16 protein-coding genes are annotated in these 18,351 nt (G+C 71.0%); 4 read left to right on the top strand and 12 right to left on the bottom strand.

Features of this window, described 5'->3' with window-relative positions; genetic code table 11:
• Window positions 1–3: 3 nt before the first annotated feature.
• The 6 genes from OG709_RS10915 to hrcA form a co-directional block, all read right to left on the bottom strand.
• Window positions 4–951, bottom strand: a complete 948-nt coding sequence (locus tag OG709_RS10915; RefSeq protein WP_250298376.1) for an ATP-binding protein — start codon at window positions 949–951, stop codon at window positions 4–6.
• 172 nt (window positions 952–1,123) lie between these two features.
• Window positions 1,124–1,684, bottom strand: coding sequence for a hypothetical protein (locus OG709_RS10920; protein WP_250298377.1), 561 nt, complete (start codon window positions 1,682–1,684; stop codon window positions 1,124–1,126).
• A gap of 115 nt (window positions 1,685–1,799) precedes the next feature.
• Window positions 1,800–2,558 (bottom strand): 16S rRNA (uracil(1498)-N(3))-methyltransferase, encoded by a 759-nt coding sequence (locus OG709_RS10925; RefSeq protein ID WP_266643219.1) that lies wholly within the window; start codon window positions 2,556–2,558, stop codon window positions 1,800–1,802.
• Complete coding sequence (locus OG709_RS10930; RefSeq protein ID WP_266643217.1) at window positions 2,555–3,628, bottom strand: nitronate monooxygenase; 1,074 nt, start codon at window positions 3,626–3,628, stop codon at window positions 2,555–2,557. Before OG709_RS10930 ends, OG709_RS10925 begins: the two co-directional genes overlap by 4 nt.
• A gap of 103 nt (window positions 3,629–3,731) precedes the next feature.
• A complete protein-coding gene (gene dnaJ, locus OG709_RS10935) occupies window positions 3,732–4,865 on the bottom strand; it encodes a molecular chaperone DnaJ (RefSeq protein ID WP_250298380.1) in 1,134 nt (377 codons plus the stop codon).
• A complete protein-coding gene (gene hrcA, locus OG709_RS10940) occupies window positions 4,866–5,876 on the bottom strand; it encodes a heat-inducible transcriptional repressor HrcA (RefSeq protein WP_250298381.1) in 1,011 nt (336 codons plus the stop codon). It abuts the gene before it with no gap.
• A 158-nt stretch (window positions 5,877–6,034) separates the two neighbouring features.
• Here hrcA and OG709_RS10945 point away from each other — a divergent pair, with 158 nt between their 5' ends.
• Complete coding sequence (locus OG709_RS10945) at window positions 6,035–6,766, top strand: MBL fold metallo-hydrolase (RefSeq protein WP_250298382.1); 732 nt, start codon at window positions 6,035–6,037, stop codon at window positions 6,764–6,766.
• Window positions 6,767–6,776: 10 nt separating this feature from the next.
• Window positions 6,777–7,607 carry a DUF3097 domain-containing protein gene (locus OG709_RS10950; protein WP_266643212.1) on the top strand — a complete coding sequence of 277 codons (831 nt, stop codon included), beginning with the start codon at window positions 6,777–6,779 and terminating at the stop codon, window positions 7,605–7,607.
• A 91-nt stretch (window positions 7,608–7,698) separates the two neighbouring features.
• On the opposite strand, the gene hemW is transcribed toward OG709_RS10950, so the two are convergent.
• From hemW to lepA, 4 genes are all read right to left on the bottom strand, one after another.
• A complete protein-coding gene (gene hemW / locus OG709_RS10955) occupies window positions 7,699–8,931 on the bottom strand; it encodes a radical SAM family heme chaperone HemW (protein ID WP_250298384.1) in 1,233 nt (410 codons plus the stop codon).
• Window positions 8,932–9,031: 100 nt separating this feature from the next.
• Window positions 9,032–10,948, bottom strand: a complete 1,917-nt coding sequence (locus tag OG709_RS10960; protein WP_442815377.1) for a SpoIIE family protein phosphatase — start codon at window positions 10,946–10,948, stop codon at window positions 9,032–9,034.
• Between the two features lie 245 nt (window positions 10,949–11,193).
• Entirely contained in the window at window positions 11,194–13,074 is a 1,881-nt protein-coding gene (locus tag OG709_RS10965; protein WP_250298385.1) for an AMP-dependent synthetase/ligase, read from the bottom strand.
• A 252-nt stretch (window positions 13,075–13,326) separates the two neighbouring features.
• Window positions 13,327–15,195 (bottom strand): translation elongation factor 4, encoded by a 1,869-nt coding sequence (gene lepA, locus OG709_RS10970; RefSeq protein WP_250298386.1) that lies wholly within the window; start codon window positions 15,193–15,195, stop codon window positions 13,327–13,329.
• Window positions 15,196–15,458: 263 nt separating this feature from the next.
• Between lepA and rpsT the strand changes: the two genes are divergently transcribed.
• Window positions 15,459–15,725, top strand: coding sequence for a 30S ribosomal protein S20 (rpsT, locus tag OG709_RS10975; protein WP_250298387.1), 267 nt, complete (start codon window positions 15,459–15,461; stop codon window positions 15,723–15,725).
• A gap of 314 nt (window positions 15,726–16,039) precedes the next feature.
• Here rpsT and holA read toward each other — a convergent pair whose 3' ends face one another.
• The gene (holA, locus tag OG709_RS10980; protein WP_250298388.1) at window positions 16,040–17,035 is read right to left on the bottom strand and encodes a DNA polymerase III subunit delta; all 996 of its coding nucleotides are present in this window, start codon (window positions 17,033–17,035) and stop codon (window positions 16,040–16,042) included.
• Between the two features lie 57 nt (window positions 17,036–17,092).
• On the opposite strand from holA, the gene OG709_RS10985 reads away from it, so the two are divergent.
• Window positions 17,093–17,338 (top strand): hypothetical protein, encoded by a 246-nt coding sequence (locus OG709_RS10985; protein WP_250298389.1) that lies wholly within the window; start codon window positions 17,093–17,095, stop codon window positions 17,336–17,338.
• 59 nt (window positions 17,339–17,397) lie between these two features.
• Here the strand turns inward: OG709_RS10985 and OG709_RS10990 are convergent, their stop codons facing one another.
• Window positions 17,398–18,297 (bottom strand): YceI family protein, encoded by a 900-nt coding sequence (locus OG709_RS10990; protein WP_250298390.1) that lies wholly within the window; start codon window positions 18,295–18,297, stop codon window positions 17,398–17,400.
• Between the last annotated feature and the right edge of the window lie 54 nt (window positions 18,298–18,351).

Below are 18,351 nucleotides of genomic sequence, written 5' to 3' on the forward strand. Positions count from 1 at the left end.
GTGTCAGCTTAGGCTGGAGATTCCCTGGGCGTCTCCTAAGCCTGCGAGCCTCAGTTGTCCGTACTCGCGGTGGGCGAGCGGCAGTCGGTACGTCCCGTTGCCCTGGGGAAGCACCACGGACGAGCGCACCAGTGCGCCGAGTGCGGCCCCGCCGGGAAAGACCGTACGGACCTGCTCCTCGGTGAACTCACCGGTGAACGCGGACAGTCCGGCCCACAGCAGCCGTTCCGCCCTGGAGCACAGGTCGTGGCTCCACTCGACGGCGCGCAGCAGGCTGCGGTGCCTGACGGGTTCCCTGGGGCCGTCGGTGAGGACGGTGAGGCGCCCGCCGGGGGCGGAGAGCGTGCCGTACAGCTGCTGTGCGGGGATCAGCCGCAGCGTGCGGGCGGCGAGCAGGGTGGACAGCGGGTCGCCGTCGAGCCGGCACGCCAGCAACCGGGACCAGTAGTCGGGCAGTTCCACGTCGTGCGCCGCGGCGCTCTCCTGGAGCAGTTCGGCGGTCCGCTCGGGGGGCAACGGGCTTACGGCCGTCAGCTGTTCGCCCGGTACGTCGAGCGGCTTGCGGCTGGTGGCCAGTATCTGGAGCTCGGGACAGGTGTCGTACAGCCTGCCCACCAGGTAGGCGCAGCCGGTGAGTACGTGTTCGCAGGTGTCCAGGACGAGCAACCCCTGGCTGCGGGTGAGCAGTTCGAGCACCGCGTGCACCGGGTCGGCGCCCGGTTCGGGCGAGGCGTGCAGGGCGTCGGCGACTGCGTACGGGACGAGCGCCGCGTCCCGGCATGCGGAGAGGTCGACGCGGTGGACGGGCAGGCCGACGGCGTCGGTGACACGGTCGGCCAGATAGGTCTTGCCGACGCCACCGGGACCGGTGAGGGTGACGATCCGGGTGGCGGCAAGGCGGTCGGCGAGGGCGCCGACCTCTGGTTCGGAGAGATCGGAGAGAACGGCCATGGGTACACCCTGGCCGGAACGAGGCGGTTGTGCGCGGGTGCGGGCCGAAGATCCGTACACCTATCTCTGCTGATGGGGATACCTAGGCGGCTACCTAAAACCGGTCGTCGCACTGCCGTCTGCCGCAGGTCCGGATCAAGCCGGGCGGGCTGTCAGGGGCCGTCGGTGGCGGCTACTTGCCGGGGTACTGCGTGACGGTGGCCGTGACGGTGACGGTCACCGTCGGCCGGACGCCACCGCTGTTGTCGCTGGTGCCGCCGCTGTTGCTGCCGCCACTGTTGTTGCCGTTGTTGCTGCCGCCGTTGTTGTTGCCTGGCGGGGCTGCGGCGCAGTTGCCGAGCAGCGTGGCCCGGAAGGCGAGCTGCCCGCCGACCGTGCTGGTCAGATCTCCGCGCACGCACCGCCCGTCGACGGTCTTGGTCACCTTGCCCTTGATGGTGATGTCCTTGCGGTCCTTGGTCCTGCCCTGGCAGTCGACCCGCGCCACGTCGCGCACGGACGCGGACGGAGTGGGGGACTTGCCGTCGCCGACATCCGCGGTGCAGGTCAGCCAGTCGACGCGGACCCCGTGGCCCTCCAGGGCGCTGGTGCCGGTGCGGTCGGTGGTGTACGCGATGGACGCGGTGTTCACCCCGTCGACGGGATCGCAGGCCGCGATGCCCGCAACTGCCGCTGCGGTGGCGCCGATTGCCGCGAGGAGTGACCGGTAGCGTACGAGTCTCGATGCCCCCATATGCGGCAGGGTCCCACCGGGGCGGCCCGCTGTGTAGCCCTATTGCGGTCACTTCACCCTTGTGGGCGCACGACCGGGCCTCTGCACCCCCCGGTCGTGATCCAAACGAAAGGCCCTAACTCCAGCGACCCGTACGCGCCAGCAGCAGGGCCGCTGCCACCGTTCCCGCCGTCGACGTCCGCAGCACGCTCCGGCCCAGCCGGTACACGCCCGCACCGGCGGCGGTGAACGCCGCCAGCTCCTCCGGCGACACGCCCCCCTCGGGCCCGACGACCAGCATGATCTCCCCCTCCGCGGGCAGCTCCGCCGACGCCAGCGCCTCGCTGCCGTACTCCTGGTCCTCGTGCAGCACCGCGGCGAAGTCGGCCTCGGCGAGAAGCGCGGCGACCTGCTTGGTGCTCAGGGCGTCCGCGACCTCGGGGAAGCGGGTCCGGCGGGACTGCTTGCCCGACTCGCGGGCCGTACTGCGCCACTTGGCAAGGGACTTGGCGCCCCGTTCGCCGCGCCACTGGGTGATGCAGCGCGACGCCTGCCACGGCACGATCGCGTCGACGCCGGTCTCCGTCATCGTCTCGACGGCGACCTCCCCGCGGTCGCCCTTGGGCAGTGCCTGGACGACGGTGATCCGGGGCGCCGGCGGCGGCTCCTCGGTCCAGGAGTCCACCTGGAGCACCAACTGGTCCTTGCCCTCGGCGGCCAGGACCACGCACCGGGCCCAGTGGCCCGCGCCGTCGGTCAGTACGACGTCCTCCCCCGCCCGCAGCCGCTTCACGGACACCGCGTGCCGGCCCTCGGGCCCGTCCAGGACGAACCGGCCGCCGGGGTCGGTCTCGAATGTGCGGGCTCCGTCGACGACGAACACGGGCGCGGTCATGACGTGCTCCCGGGAGCCGATGCGGCGCGTGCCGCGTCCAGTTCGGCGATCAGTACCTCGACGAGCTGGCCCGCGGGCAGCTCGCGCGCGAGGCGGTGGCCCTGCCCGGCCCACAGCGCCATGCCCTGCGCGTCGCCCACTGCGGCGGCGGCCTTGCGCAGCCCGGCGGTGAGGCGGTGCACCTGGGGGTAGGCGGCGGGCGCGTACGGGCCGTGCTCGCGCATGAAGCGGTTGACGAGGCCGCGCGCCGGGCGGCCGGAGAACGCCCGGGTGAGTTCCGTGCGGACGAAGAGCGGGTTGGTCAGTGCCTGTTTGTGCAGGACGTTCGCCCCGGACTCGGGGCACACCAGGAAGGCCGTGCCGAGCTGGGCGGCGTCCGCGCCCGCCGCGATCACCGCGGCGATCTGCGAGCCGCGCATGAGTCCACCCGTGGCGACGACCGGCAGCTGGACGGTCTCGCGTACCTGGGTGATGAGCGACAGCAGGCCGATCCCGGTGCCGTCCGTCTGCGGGTCGTCGCGGTGGGTGCTCTGGTGGCCGCCCGCCTCGATGCCCTGCACACAGACCGCGTCGGCGCCGCACCACTGGGCGGTCTGGGCCTCCTCGGCCGTGGTGACGGTGACGACCGTGAAGGTGCCCGCCCGGTCGAAGGCGTCCAGCACGTCACGGGAGGGGCAGCCGAAGGTGAACGAGACGACCGGGACCGGGTCGTCGACGAGGATCGCGAGCTTGGCCTCGTACCCGTCGTCCGCACTGCCCTGGACGTCGCCGAGCGGCGTCTCGTACCAGGTGGACTCGCCCGCGAGCTGATGGCTGTAGACCTCGACGGCGGCCGGGTCGGCGTTCTCCGGCTGCGGCATGAAGAGGTTCACGCCGAACGGCAGGGAGGTCAGCCCCCGCAGCTGCTTGATCTCCTCGTACATGCCGTCCGCGGTCTTGTACCCGGCGGCGAGGAAACCGAGACCGCCGGCCTCGGATACGGCGGCGGCGAGCTGCGGGCCTGAAGCACCGCCCGCCATGGGGGCCTGCACGATCGGATATCGGCAGAGATCGGCGAGTACGGAGGACATGACCGCATGGTGTCACGTCCTCCGTACGGCGCCGAAATCACGCGCGGCCCGGATTCTCCCGGGGCAACTCCCGGAATCCCCGGCCACAAGGACAGCCCGACGGCTACCGCCCGTTGAACGCGTCCTTCAGCCGCGAGAACAGCCCCTGCTGACCCGGCTGGAACTGGCCGGTGGGCCGTTCCTCGCCGCGCAGCTTCGCGAATTCGCGCAGCAGCCGCTCCTGCTCCGCGTCGAGTTTCGACGGGGTCAGCACCTCGACGTGCACGATCAGGTCGCCGCGACCACCGCCCCGCAGATGCGTGATGCCGCGCTGGTGCATCGGGATCGACTGGCCGGACTGCGTGCCCGGCCGGATGTCGACCTCCTCCAGCGCGTCCAGGGTCTCCAGCGGCACCTTCGTGCCGAGCGCGGCTGCCGTCATGGGGACGGTCACCGTGCAGTGCAGATCGTCGCCGCGCCGCTGGAAGACCGCGTGCGGCAGCTCGTGGATCTCGACGTACAGGTCACCGGCGGGGCCGCCGCCGGGGCCGACCTCGCCCTCGCCCGCGAGCTGGATCCGGGTGCCGTTGTCGACACCGGCCGGGATCTTGACGGTGAGCGTGCGGCGGGAGCGGATGCGCCCGTCGCCCGCGCACTCGGGGCACGGGGTCGGCACGACCGTACCGAAGCCCTGACACTGCGGGCAGGGCCGCGAGGTCATGACCTGGCCCAGGAAGGACCGGGTGACCTGCGAGACCTCACCGCGTCCGCGGCACATGTCACAGGTCTGGGCCGAGGTGCCGGGGGCCGCGCCCTCGCCGCTGCACGTCGTACAGACGACGGCGGTGTCGACCTGGATGTCCTTCGTCGTACCGAAGGCCGACTCGTTGAGGTCGATCTCCAGCCGGATCATCGCGTCCTGGCCGCGCCGCGTACGCGACCTCGGCCCGCGCTGGGACGCCGTACCGAAGAACGCGTCCATGATGTCCGAGAAGTTGCCGAAGCCGCCCTGGCCGAAGCCGCCGGCTCCGCCGCCCGCCTGCGAGAGCGGGTCGCCGCCGAGGTCGTAGACCTGCTTCTTCTGCGGGTCCGACAACACCTCGTAGGCGGCGTTGATCTCCTTGAAGCGTTCCTGCGTCTTGGGATCGGGATTGACATCCGGGTGGAGCTCACGCGCCAGCCTGCGGAATGCCTTCTTGATCTCGTCCTGGGAAGCGTCGCGGCGCACGCCGAGAATGGCGTAGTAGTCCGTGGCCACTTACGACTCCGCCAGGATCTGTCCGACGTAACGTGCCACTGCGCGTACCGCTCCCATCGTTCCGGGGTAGTCCATGCGGGTCGGTCCGACCACGCCGAGTTTGGCGACTGCCTCGTCGCCCGAACCGTAGCCGACGGCGACGACCGAGGTGGACGTCAGGCCCTCGTGGGCATTCTCATGCCCGATGCGTACGGTCATGCCCGAGTCCTCCCCGAGCAGTTTGAGGAGCACGACCTGCTCCTCGAGTGCTTCCAGCACCGGCCTGATGGTCAGTGGGAAGTCATGTCCGAAACGGGTCAGATTGGCGGTACCGCCGATCATCAACCGCTCCTCGGTCTCCTCGACCAGGGTTTCGAGCAGGGTCGCGAGCACCGTGGAAACCGTACCCCGGTCCTCCTGCTCGAAGGACTCGGGAAGGTCCTGCACCAATTGTGGTACGTCCGCGAAGCGGCGTCCCACGACCCGGGCGTTGAGCCGGGCCCGGAGATCCGCCAGCGACGTCTCACCGAAAGGCGCCGGACAGTCGATCATGCGCTGCTCGACCCGTCCGGTGTCCGTGATCAGCACGAGCATCAGCCGGGCGGGCGCGAGTGAGAGCAGTTCCACATGCCGGACCGTGGAGCGGGTCAGCGAGGGGTACTGCACCACGGCCACCTGCCGGGTCAGCTGCGCGAGCAGCCGCACCGTCCGGCCCACCACGTCGTCGAGGTCGACGGCGCCGTCCATGAAGTTCTGGATGGCGCGCCGCTCGGGCGACGACAGGGGTTTGACGCCCGCGAGCTTGTCGACGAACAGCCGGTAGCCCTTGTCCGTCGGGATGCGCCCCGCGCTCGTGTGGGGCTGGGCGATGAAGCCCTCGTCCTCCAGGGCCGCCATGTCGTTGCGGACCGTGGCCGGCGAGACGCCGAGCCGGTGCCGCTCGGTGAGCGCCTTGGAGCCGACGGGCTCCTCGGTGCCCACATAGTCCTGGACGATGGCGCGCAACACTTCGAGTCTGCGTTCGCTGAGCACCCGCGCACACCTCCAGCTGTCGATCTCGGAGCCTTCTTGGCACTCTGTGCGTTCGAGTGCCAATGACCACCCAGTGTACGGCGGAGAGGTTCACCGCTGGCAAGGGCAGCCCGTCACGCCGTCGCGCCGGTACCTGCCGTCCGGGATAGCGTCGCCGCATGGACGCCCCTTGGGAAGACTCCGGCTGGGAACACCTGGCGGCGGATGTCGGCCGGCGCCGTCTCCCCGGCTGGGACGCGACGGTCGGACTGGTGGCCGGGACGGACGCCGCGCTGCTGTACGACACCGGCTCGACGCTCCGCGAGGGCCGGGAGATCCGCATCGCCGCCGAGGCGCTTCTCGGCGGCCGGAGAGTGACGCACATCGCACTGAGCCACCCGCACTTCGACCATGTGCTGGGGACGGCGGCCTTCGCCGGGGTCCAGGTCTACGGAGCGGCGGGCCTGGACGGTCTGCTGGCCCGCAACTCCCGTGGGGCCGAGGTGCTGCGGCACGACGCGGTACGCCACGGGGTCCCGGCGTCCCAGGCCGCGGAGGCGGTGGCCCATCTGGTCGCCCCGCACCACATGGTCTCCGGCGAACTGACGCTGGACCTGGGCGGACGGCAGGTCGTCCTGGCCGACTGCGGCCCCGGCCACACCGGGCACGACCTGGCCCTGTACGTCCCCGGCAGCCCCGGCGTCGTCTTCTGCGGCGATCTGGTCGAGGAGTCGGGCGAGCCGCAGGCGGGCCCGGACGCCTTCCCGGCGCAGTGGCCCGCGGCGCTGGACCGGCTGCTGGCGCTGGGCGGCGAGGACGCGCGGTACGTACCGGGGCACGGGGCCGTGGTCGACGCGGCCTTCGTCCGCGCCCAGCGGGATGTGCTGGCAGCGCGCTCCGGGGTGTCGTAGCGTCTGCGGAATGCGCAGCTACAGCCCGGACCTCACGCCGCCGTGGAAGAAGCAGACGCCCGCCCGCGAGGTCGCGGCCGAGCCCGATCTGGTGGTCGAGGAGATCGCCACCGGGTTCTGCGGTGCGGTGATCCGGTGCGAGAAGACGGCCGAGGGGCCGACGGTCACGCTGGAGGACCGGTTCGGCAAGCACCGGGTGTTCCCGATGGGGCCGCGCGGTTTCCTGCTGGAGGGCCGCCCGGTCACCCTGGTGCGCCCCACCGCGGCTCCGGTGCGCCCGTTGCGTACGGCCTCCGGGTCGGTGGCGGTCCCCGGGGCCCGCGCCCGGGTCGCGCGGGCCGGGCGGATCTATGTGGAGGGGCGGCACGACGCCGAGCTGGTGGAGCGGGTGTGGGGTGACGACCTGCGGATCGAAGGGGTCGTCGTCGAGTACCTGGAGGGCATCGACGATCTCCCCTCGATCGTGGCGGAGTTCGGCCCCGCGGCGGACGCGCGGCTGGGTGTGCTGGTCGACCACCTGGTGCCCGGCTCCAAGGAGTCCCGGATCGCCGCGGAGGTCACCGGCGACCACGCGCTGGTCGTGGGGCACCCGTACATCGACGTCTGGGAGGCGGTGAAGCCGTCGTCGGTGGGGATCCCGGGGTGGCCGCGGGTGCCGCGCGGACAGGACTGGAAGACGGGGGTCTGCCGGGCGCTGGGGTGGCCGGAGAACACCGGGGCGGCCTGGCAGCGGATTCTCTCCTGCGTGCGGTCCTACCGGGATCTGGAGCCGGAGCTGCTGGGGCGGGTGGAGGAGCTGATCGACTTCGTCACAGCTGATTCCAGCCCCTCCGGCGTTTGAGGAGCGGGGTCCGGGCGGAGCCCCCGTACGGACGGCCCGCGCACAGGACTCCGCCCGGACACGGGCGGCCCGCGCGCAGGGCGACCAGGCCTCAGTCGACCAGGTCCCGGACCACCGCGTCCGCCAGCAGCCGCCCCCGCAGGGTGAGTACCGCGCGTCCCGCCCCGTACGCCTCCGCCTCCAGCAGTCCGTCCGCCAGTGCGCGCCGGGAGGCCGCCAGGCCCGCCGGGGCCAGGACGGACAGCGGGCAGCCCTCGCGCAGGCGCAGTTCCAGCAGGATGCGCTCCACCCGGCGGTCCTCGGCGGGCAGGATCTCGCGGCCCGCGCCCGGAGACTTCCCGGACGCCAGGGCTGCCGCGTACGCGCCGGGGTGCTTCACGTTCCACCAGCGCACGCCGCCCACATGGCTGTGCGCGCCGGGGCCTGCGCCCCACCAGTCCGCGCCGCGCCAGTACAGCTCGTTGTGCAGGCAGCGGCCCGCTTCGGTGGTGGCCCAGTTGGACACCTCGTACCAGGAGAAGCCCGCGTCGGAGAGCACGGAATCGGCGATCAGATAGCGGTCGGCGTGTTCGTCGTCGTCCGTCATCGGGACCTCGCCGCGCCGGATCCGGCGGGCCAGCTGGGTGCCCTCCTCGACGATCAGCGCGTACGCGGAGACGTGGTCGGGGCCCGCGCCGACGGCCGCGTCCAGCGAGGCCCGCCAGTCGTCGTCGGACTCCCCCGGTGTGCCGTAGATCAGGTCGAGGTTGACGTGGTCGAAGCCCGCGGCCCGTGCTTCCGCGACGCACGCCTCGGGCCGTCCGGGGGTGTGCGTGCGGTCGAGGATCTTCAGTACGTGCTGCCGGGCGCTCTGCATCCCGAACGAGATCCGGTTGAAGCCCCCGGCCCGCAGGGTCGCCAGGTACTCGGGGCCGACGGACTCCGGATTCGCCTCGGTGGTGATCTCGGCGTTCTCGGCGAGGCCGAACTCGTCCCGGACGGCGGCGAGCATCCGTACCAGGTCGGCGGCGTCGAGCAGGGTCGGCGTACCGCCGCCGACGAAGACCGTGCTGACCGGCCGCGGGTCGTCGCCGAGCACCTTCCGGGCCAGCCGGACCTCTTCGGTGAGGGTCGACGCGTAGTTGTCCCGGGAGGCCAGCACGCCGCCCGAGCCGCGCAGTTCGGTGGCGGTGTAGGTGTTGAAGTCGCAGTACCCGCAGCGCGTCGCGCAGTAGGGCACATGCAGGTAGAAGCCGAGCGGCCGGTCACCCGCGCCCTCCAGGGCATGACCGGGCAGCGCCCCGTCTTCGGGCACGGGTTCACCATCGGGCAGTACGGAAGGCATGTCCCCATTGTCACTCGGCTCGCGGGCCGCCCGGCCCACGCAGGTGCGTACCGGACGCCGCGGGGCAGACGGGACTTCCGGAACACGGCTTCTACCCGCGTCACTCCGCCCGCAGCACCAGCAGCGCCAGGTCGTCGTCGAGGGGCTCGATGCCGAATGCGTACACCGCGTGCTTGATCCGCTCGGCGACCCCCTGCGCGGTCAGTCCCGTGCAGTCCGCCAGCTCGGTCGCCAGTCCGTCACCGTCATCGAACATGCGCGGACCCGCCCGCCGCTCGGTGACGCCGTCGGTGACACAGAGCAGGGTGTCGCCGGGCAGCAGGTCGAACGTCTCGCTCTCGTACGCGACCCCCTCGATCACGCCGAGCAGCATCTGCGGGGCCGCCGCCGGCCGTACCGTGCCGTCCGGGCGCAGCAGCAGCGGCAGCGGGTGGCCGGCGCTGGAGAGGGTGCAGCGCACGCCGCCTCCGGCGAGCGGCACCAGTTCGCCGTAGAGCAGCGAGAGGAAGCGGGACTGGGGGTCCTCGGGCATGTCCTGGCCACCGGCCACCGCGACCATCCGGGCCGCCGCCTCGGCCGTCTCCATCGCGTCGTCGAGGAGCAGTTTGTTGAGCCGGTCGAGCACACCGGAGACCTGGTAGCCCTCCCGGGCGAGCAGCCGCAGCCAGGGTCTGGCGAGGCCGGTGACGACCGCCGCCTCGGGGCCGCTGCCCTGGACGTCGCCGAGGGCGAAGCACCAGCGGCCCCCTGCGGCGTCGCCGGGGAAGACATCGTAGAAGTCGCCGCCGACGACGCCCTCGCCGCGCGGCTCGTAGACCAGGGCGCTGTCGACACCGGGGATCTCCGCGACGCTGCTGGGCAGCAGTCCGCGCTGGAGCACCCGGCTGATGGTGGCCTGCCGGGTGTACTGGCGGGCGGCGGCGATCGCCAGGGCGACCCGTCGCGCGAAGTCCTCGACCAGGCCGCTCACCTCCTCGGAGGCGCGCTGGAGTCCGGTCCGGCCGAGCAGCAGGGTGCCCAGCGGCCGGCCGGCCGCGAGCAGCCGGTAGCCGAGCGCCACCCCGTCCGTCCCGGCGGCTCCGGCGCCACCGGTGGCCCCGGGGGGCTCGTTCAGACCCGGCCACGGCACGGGCACGCCCGCACCGCGGGCGGACTCCGGCAGCTTCGGGGGTTCCCTCTCCAGCGCGGCCCGCAGTTCGTCGATCCGGTTCTCCTTGGTGTGCCAGACCCGGGAGAGCCGCGGCCTGCGCCCCGGGCCGCCCGCCTCCGGGTCCAGCCAGACGGCGCACCAGTCGCCGAGCCTGGGCACCAGGAGCTGCCCGGCGAGCGCGGCGATCATGTCCTCGTCGAACTGTCCGGCGAGCAGTTCCGAGGCCTCGGCGAGGAACGACAGCGCGCCCCCGCTGCTCCACTCCCGGTCGTCCCCCGGCGCACGCCGGGGCGCGGGAGCCAGGATCTCGGCGGCCCGCAGGCCCCACTGGAGCCGCTGGTCACTGCCGGGGGCCGGGTGCGGGTCACCGTCGCCGACCGGCAGCCTGGTCCAGACGGTCTTGCGGCCGGTGTGGTACGTGATGCCCCAGCTCTCGGCCAGGGCCGAGACGAGCCGCAGTCCGCGTCCGTACTCGGGGATGCCGGGGTCCTGCTGCGCCTCCGGTTCGTTGCGCACCGCGCGCGCGGGGTGGTGGTCGGAGATCTCGACGACCAGCGCGGGCGGCTCGTCGGCGAGCGCCTCCTCCAGGCGGACGAGCAGGTCGACCGTGGTACCCGCGTGCACCACGGCGTTGGTGACGAGTTCGCTGACGATGAGCACCGCGTCGTCGGCGAGCTGGTCGGTGAACCCGGTGGCGGTCGGCAGCCCGAGCGCGGTCCAGTCGGCGAGCGCGGCACGCACGAACCGGCGCGCGGCGGACGCGGCCAGTTGGTTGCCGGGCAGGCTGGTGCGGACCACCACGGACGGTGCGGCGACCGGTGGTGGTCCGGGAGGGCGTGCGGAGCGGACCGCTGTCTCCCTCTGCACGGGAATGGACACCACAGTGCGGCTCCCTGACCAGATCTGACGTTGTGCCGCTTACGGCACCGCCAGAGTGACAGACTGAGCCCGCCCATATGCGCCGAGTCACTGAACTGGGTGACGCCGGATGCCAAACACACAGGTCAGCGGGGTGGCACGGGTGCGCCCGCGCGCGCCGGAGCGCACCGGGCGCAGGGCGTGAGCGGGGCCCGGACCGGCCCGTCCGCCCCAGGAGCCCCGCGAGCCCGCGTCTACGCCTCGCGCGCCCCCGCGTACATGTCGTCGATGAGCGCCTTGTACTCCCGCTCGACGACCGGCCTCTTCAGTTTGAGGCTGGGCGTCAGCTCACCGTGCTCGATGTCCAGATCGCGCGGCAGCAGCCGGAACTTCTTGACGGTCTGCCAGCGCTGGAGCCCTTCGTTGAGCTCCTTCACATAGCCGCCGATCAGCGACTCGACCTGCTTGGTGGCCACCACCTCGGCGTACGTCCGGCCGCCGAGGCCGTTCTCCTGCGCCCAGCCCATGATGGTCGGCTCGTCGAGCGAGATCAGGGCCGTACAGAAGTTCCGGTCCGCGCCGTGCACCAGGATGTTGGAGACGAACGGGCAGACGGCCTTGAACTGTCCCTCGACCTCGGCCGGTGCGATGTACTTGCCGCCCGACGTCTTGATCAGGTCCTTCTTGCGGTCGGTGATCCGCAGATAGCCGTCGGACGACAGCTCGCCGATGTCGCCGGTGTGGAACCAGCCGTCGGACTCCAGCACCTCGGCGGTCTTCTCGGGCAGCCGGTGGTAGCCCGCCATGATGCCGGGGCCGCGGAGCATGATCTCGCCGTCGTCGGCGATCCGTACCTCGGTGCCGGGCAGCGGCTTGCCGACCGTGCCGGTGCGGTAGGCCTCGCCCGGGTTGACGAAGGAGGCGGCGCTGGACTCCGTGAGGCCGTACCCCTCCAGGATGTGGATACCGGCGCCGGCGAAGAAGAGCCCTATGTCGGGAGCGAGCGCGGCCGAACCCGAGACACAGGCGCGCAGCCGGCCGCCGAACGCCTCGCGGATCTTGGAGTACACGAGTGCGTCGGCGACCTTGTGCTTGGCCGTGAGCGCGAACGGCGCCGAGGTGGTGCCGGTGTGCCGGTAGTTGTCCTGGGTGACCTTCGCGTACTCGCGCGCCACCTCGGCGGCCCACTGGAAGATCTTGTACTTTGCGGGGCCACCGGCCCGTGCCTTGGCGGCGACCCCGTTGTAGACCTTCTCGAATATCCGCGGGACCGCGGCCATGTAGGTCGGCTGCACCACCGGAAGGTTCTCGATGATCTTGTCCACCCGGCCGTCGACGGCGGTCACATGGCCGACCTCGATCTGCCCGGAGGTCAGCACCTTGCCGAAGACGTGAGCGAGCGGCAGCCAGAGGTACTGGACGTCGTCCTTGGTGATCAGGCCGGTCCCCACCGTGGCCTTGGCCATGTACGACCAGTTGTCGTGCGGCAGCCGTACGCCCTTGGGCCTGCCCGTGGTGCCCGAGGTGTAGATCAGCGTGGCCAGCTGGTCGGCGGTGATGGCCGCGGTCCGCTCCTTGACCGCCCCGGGGTTCTTCTCCAGGTACGCCGCTCCGCGGGCCTCCAGCTCGGCCAGCGTCAGCACCCAGCCGCTCTCGTCGGGCTCCAGGCCCGCGGCGTCGATCACCACGACATGGCGGAGGTCCGGCAGCTCGGCCCGCCGCTCCCGCGCCTTGGCCAGCTGTACGGCGTCCTCCGCGATCAGCACCCGGCTCTCGGAGTCGGAGAGGATGTACGCGGACTCCTCGGTGTTCGTCGACGGGTAGATCGTGGTGGTCGCCGCGCCCGCGCACATCACGCCGAGGTCGGCCAGTATCCATTCGACCCGGGTGCCGGAGGCGAGCGCGACGCGCTCCTCCGGGGCGACGCCGAGGTCGATCAGACCGGCCGCGACGGCGTACACCCGCTCCGCGGCCTGCCCCCAGCTCAGCGACTTCCACTCGTCGGGTCCGTCACCGGAAGCGGCGGGCACCGGATAGCGGTACGCCTCGGCATCGGGCGTGTCGGCAACCCGCTGGGTGAAAAGGGTCGCCACGGAGGGCGGCCGGTTATCGATCAAGGTCTGGGTGTCGCTCACGACGTCGTCCTCCGGGCCTACGGGCAGCACTGCACGACTGGCTGGTGGCTGGTATTTAACTGGCGAGTAACTAAGGATCAGAGTAGAGCGCCAGTGTCCGCCACGTAAGGGGGAGCAGGCGTGTGCTTCATAACGAACGGGCCCCCGCACCGAGGTACGGGGGCCCGTCAGCCCGGTGCACGGAACCGCCTGCGCGTTCCGCCCTCCGGGTTACGACCTGGTCCACTGCGCCAGGCCGCTGTTCTGCTCCGGCTACTTCTTCTTGGCCTCGCCGGACTCGTCGGTGGACAGCACCGCGATGAAGGCCTCCTGCGGGACCTCCACGTTGCCGACCATCTTCATCCGCTTCTTGCCTTCCTTCTGCTTCTCCAGCAGCTTCCGCTTACGGGAGATGTCACCGCCGTAGCACTTGGCGAGGACGTCCTTGCGGATGGCGCGGACGGTCTCACGGGCGATGACCCGGGCGCCGATGGCCGCCTGGATCGGCACCTCGAAGTTCTGCCGGGGAATGAGCTTCTGCAGCTTGGCGACGAGCCGCACCCCGTACGCGTACGCCTTGTCCTTGTGCGTGACGGCGGAGAAGGCGTCGACCTTGTCGCCGTGCAGCAGGATGTCGACCTTGACGAGCTGGGCGCTCTGCTCGCCGGTGGGCTCGTAGTCGAGCGAGGCGTAGCCGCGGGTCTTGGACTTCAGCTGGTCGAAGAAGTCGAAGACGATCTCGGCGAGCGGCAGGGTGTAGCGGATCTCTACGCGGTCCTCGGAGAGGTAGTCCATGCCGAGCAGGGCGCCGCGCCGGTTCTGGCAGAGCTCCATGATCGCGCCGATGAACTCGCTGGGGGCCAGCACCGTGGCGCGGACGACCGGCTCGTGCACCTTGTCGATCTTGCCCTCGGGGAACTCGCTCGGGTTGGTGACGGTGTGCTCGGTACCGTCCTCCATCTCCACGCGGTAGACCACGTTGGGGGCGGTGGCGATGAGCTCCAGGTTGAACTCGCGCTCCAGCCGCTCCCGGACCACGTCGAGGTGGAGCAGCCCGAGGAAGCCGACGCGGAAGCCGAAGCCCAGCGCCGCCGAGGTCTCCGGTTCGTACACCAGCGCCGCGTCGTTGAGCTGGAGCTTCTCCAGGGCCTCGCGCAGGTCCGGGTAGTCCGAGCCGTCCAGCGGGTAGAGCCCCGAGAACACCATCGGCTTGGGGTCCTTGTAGCCGCCCAGCGCCTCGGTGGCGCCCTTGTGCAGGGAGGTGATGGTGTCACCGACCTTGGACTGCCTGACGTCCTTCACACCGGTGATGATGTAGCCGACCTCGCCGACGCCCAGACCGTCGGAGGGGGTCATCTCCGGCGAGGAGACGCCGATCTCCAGCAGTTCGTGGGTGGCGTTGGTGGACATCATCCGGATGCGCTCGCGCTTGTTGAGCGAGCCGTCGATGACCCGGACGTACGTCACGACGCCGCGGTAGGAGTCGTAGACCGAGTCGAAGATCATCGCGCGGGCCGGGGCGTCGGCCGCGCCGATCGGGGCCGGGACGTCCTTGACGACGCGGTCGAGCAGGGCATCCACCCCGACGCCGGTCTTGGCCGAGACCTTCAGCACATCCTCCGGCTGGCAGCCGATGAGGTTCGCCAGCTCCTCGGAGAACTTCTCGGGCTGCGCGGCCGGCAGGTCGATCTTGTTGAGCACCGGAACGATCGTGAGGTCGTTCTCCATCGCCAGATAGAGGTTGGCGAGAGTCTGGGCCTCGATGCCCTGGGCGGCGTCCACCAGCAGAACCGTGCCCTCGCATGCCGCGAGGGAGCGGGAGACCTCATAGGTGAAGTCCACGTGACCAGGGGTGTCGATCATGTTCAGGACATGGGTCTTGCCCTGGCCGTCGCCCGTGGTGGGCGCCCAGGGCAGCCGGACCGCCTGGGACTTGATCGTGATGCCGCGCTCACGCTCGATGTCCATACGGTCGAGGTACTGAGCGCGCATCTGCCGCTGGTCGACCACACCGGTCAGCTGAAGCATCCGGTCGGCAAGGGTCGACTTGCCGTGGTCGATGTGCGCGATGATGCAGAAATTGCGGATCAGCGCCGGGTCGGTACGGCTCGGCTCGGGCACGTGGGTAGGAGTCGCGGGCACGCAAGGTCCTGATTCTTGAGACGCGGGGCGTCTCGTCTCGGGCGATGGCGGATCGATACGTAGCTGCCATGGTCCCACGACTGGGCACCGGAGCCCGTTTTGGGCTGGTGGGTGGACGGCTGATACCGTGGTCAGCTGTGCCTCCTGCCCCCTTCGCACGAGTCCGTCGACGCGCATCGGTCACCCGAAACCGCTGAACCGGATCCGTACGGGTCGGCGTGGGGCACTCATCGAAATTCAATCGAACCTGAAAAGGCTCTTTCGTGGCGAACATCAAGTCCCAGATCAAGCGGAACAAGACCAACGAGAAGGCGCGCCTGCGTAACAAGGCCGTCAAGTCGTCGCTCAAGACCGCGATCCGCAAGGCCCGTGAGGCCGCTGTCGCGGGCGACGTCGAGAAGGCCACCGTGGCCGCTCGTCTGGCCTCGCAGCAGCTCGACAAGGCTGTCAGCAAGGGCGTCATCCACAAGAACGCCGCTGCCAACAAGAAGTCGGCCATCGCCAAGCGCGTTGCCGGTCTCGCTGCCTGAACGATTCGGTCCGACGTTCCGTCCGACTGACTTCGCATGACGGGCTCTCCGAGCCCAGCCGTCGTCCCGGACCCAGCGGTCCCTCTACCCGCTCCGGTACGACACCCCGCGCCGCACACGGCCTGCGTTCGCCACGCGGGTGCGGCGCACAGATGCTTGAGCCGAAGGCCCCGCTGCCGTCCTTCCCCAGGACGGGAGCGGGGCCTTCGGCGTGCGTGGTGCGCGTCCCCCGGCGCGTGCTCCGGCGCGTGGTCGGGGCGGCTGCTCGGGGCGCCTGCTCGGGGCGTCTGCTAGGGGGCGCGGTCGGACAGGCCCTAACGCCGGAGGCGGGCCGCGCGGGCCACCGTGACCACGGCCTTCTCCAGCGCGTACTCCGGATCGTCGCCGCCGCCCTTGACCCCCGCGTCGGCCTCGGCGACGGCCAGCAGCGCGAGCGCGACCCCGTCCGGTGTCCAGCCGCGCATCTGCTGGCGCACCCGGTCGATCTTCCACGGCGGCATTCCCAGCTCGCGCGCGAGATCGGCGGGACGGCCGCCACGCGCCGAGGAGAGCTTGCCGATGGCGCGGACCCCTTGGGCCAGCGCGCTGGTGATCAGTACGGGAGCCACCCCGGTCGACAGCGACCAGCGCAGCGCCTCCAGCGCTTCGGCGGTCCGCCCCTCGACGGCCCGGTCGGCGACGGTGAAGCTGGACGCCTCGGCTCGGCCCGTGTAGTAGCGGCCGACGACGGCCTCGTCGATGGTGCCCTCGACGTCCGCGACGAGCTGGGAGGCCGCGCTCGCGAGCTCGCGCAGATCGCTGCCGATCGAATCGACCAGCGCCTGGCAGGCCTCGGGGGTGGCGGAACGGCCCAGGGCGCGGAACTCCGACCGTACGAAGGAGAGCCGCTCCGCGGGCTTGGTCGTCTTCGGGCAGGCGACCTCGCGGGCACCGGCCTTACGCGCGGCGTCCAGCAGTCCCTTGCCCTTGGCCCCTCCCGCATGGAGAAGCACCAGGGTGATCTCCTCGGCGGGAGCGCCCAGGTAGTCCTTGACGTCCTTGATCGTGTCGGCCGAGAGGTCCTGCGCGTTCCGCACGATCACGACCTTGCGCTCCGCGAAGAGCGAAGGGCTGGTCAGCTCGGCGAGCGTGCCGGGCTGGAGCTGGTCGGACGTGAGATCCCGGACGTCCGTGTCGGCGTCGGCGGCACGGGCGGCTGCGACCACCTGCTGCACCGCGCGGTCGAGCAGCAGGTCCTCCTGCCCGACGGCGAGGGTGACGGGTGCGAGGACGTCGTCGGCGGAATTCTGCTGGCTCTGTTTGCGGATCATCGCGGTCCAGCATCCCACGGGGCACTGACACTCCCGTACGTGGCGGAGAATGGCCAGGTGAGCGATGTGAGACATGTGCTGGTGCTGCCGGACCGCGACACCGCGGAGGAGGTGGCGGGGGAACTCGCCGACCGTTTCGGGGTGAGCCAGGAGCCCCAGCTCGTACGGGACGCGCTGGCCGGTGAGGACGACGCCGAGGACGCGCAGTGGCTGGTCGTCGTCGAGGATCCGGACGGGCGGCTGGCCCCCGCCGAGCTGGACACCTTCGCGGCGGAGTACGAAGGGTGGCTGGAGACGCCCTGAGGCGCGGCCCTGGCCTGGCCTGGCCTGGCCAGGCCTGGCCTGGCTAAGAGTTTGTCCCGTCAGGGCGTGTTCGGGGCGGCCTTCTTCACGATCTGGATGTCCAGGTCGATGGTGACGCTGTTGCCGACCGCCGCGATACCCCGGGCCAGCATGGTCTGCCAGGTGACGGTGAAGTCCTCCCGGTGCAGTTCGGTGGTGGCCCGGCAGGCGGCGCGGATCTCGCCCTCCATGCCGTTGCCGATGCCCAGGTACTGCGTGTCGAGCGTGACGGTGCGGCTGACACCGTGCAGGGTGAGCGCGCCGGTCACGCCCCAACGGCTGCCGCCGCGGTGGACGAAGCGCTCGCTGTAGAACTCCAGCGTCGGGAAGTGCGCCACGTCGAGGAAGTCGCCGGAGCGCAGATGGTCGTCGCGCATCTGGACGTTGGTGTCGATGGACGCCGCGTCGATGATCACGTGCATGGCCGACTGCTCCATGTGGTCCGCGATCCTGACCGCTCCGGCGAAGGTGTTGAAACGGCCGTGGATACGCGCCATCCCGATGTGCCGGGCGGTGAAGCTGATGTGCGAGTGCGTCGGCTCGATCTCCCACTCGCCGGGTTCCGGCAGCGTGGGGGGCTGGGCGATCTGGAGGGTCACCCCGCCCATGGCGGCGTGACCGCCCTCGGTCACGGTGACGTTCCCGTGGAAGGGGGTGAAGCCCTCGGCGGTGACGGCGAGCCGGTACTCACCGGCGGGGACGGTGGTGAACACGGAGCCGTACGGGTCGGTCTCACCGCCCACGGTCCTGCGGCCCATCCTGTCGGTGAGGACGAACTCGGCCTGCTGCACAGGCTCGTTGACCGGATCGAGCACCCGGCAGGTGAGCACGCCCCCGCGCTCGGGGACCGTCAGCTCTCCGAGGAGGCCGCCGCTGCGGGCGACGCCGGTGGACCTGCTGCCAAACCAACGGCTGAACACTTTTCACGAACCCCCGTGCGTAGGACCGATCCTCGGTCGCACGCACAGCAGGAC

It is taken from the genome of Streptomyces sp. NBC_01267 (assembly GCF_036241575.1).
Classification (GTDB): domain Bacteria; phylum Actinomycetota; class Actinomycetes; order Streptomycetales; family Streptomycetaceae; genus Streptomyces.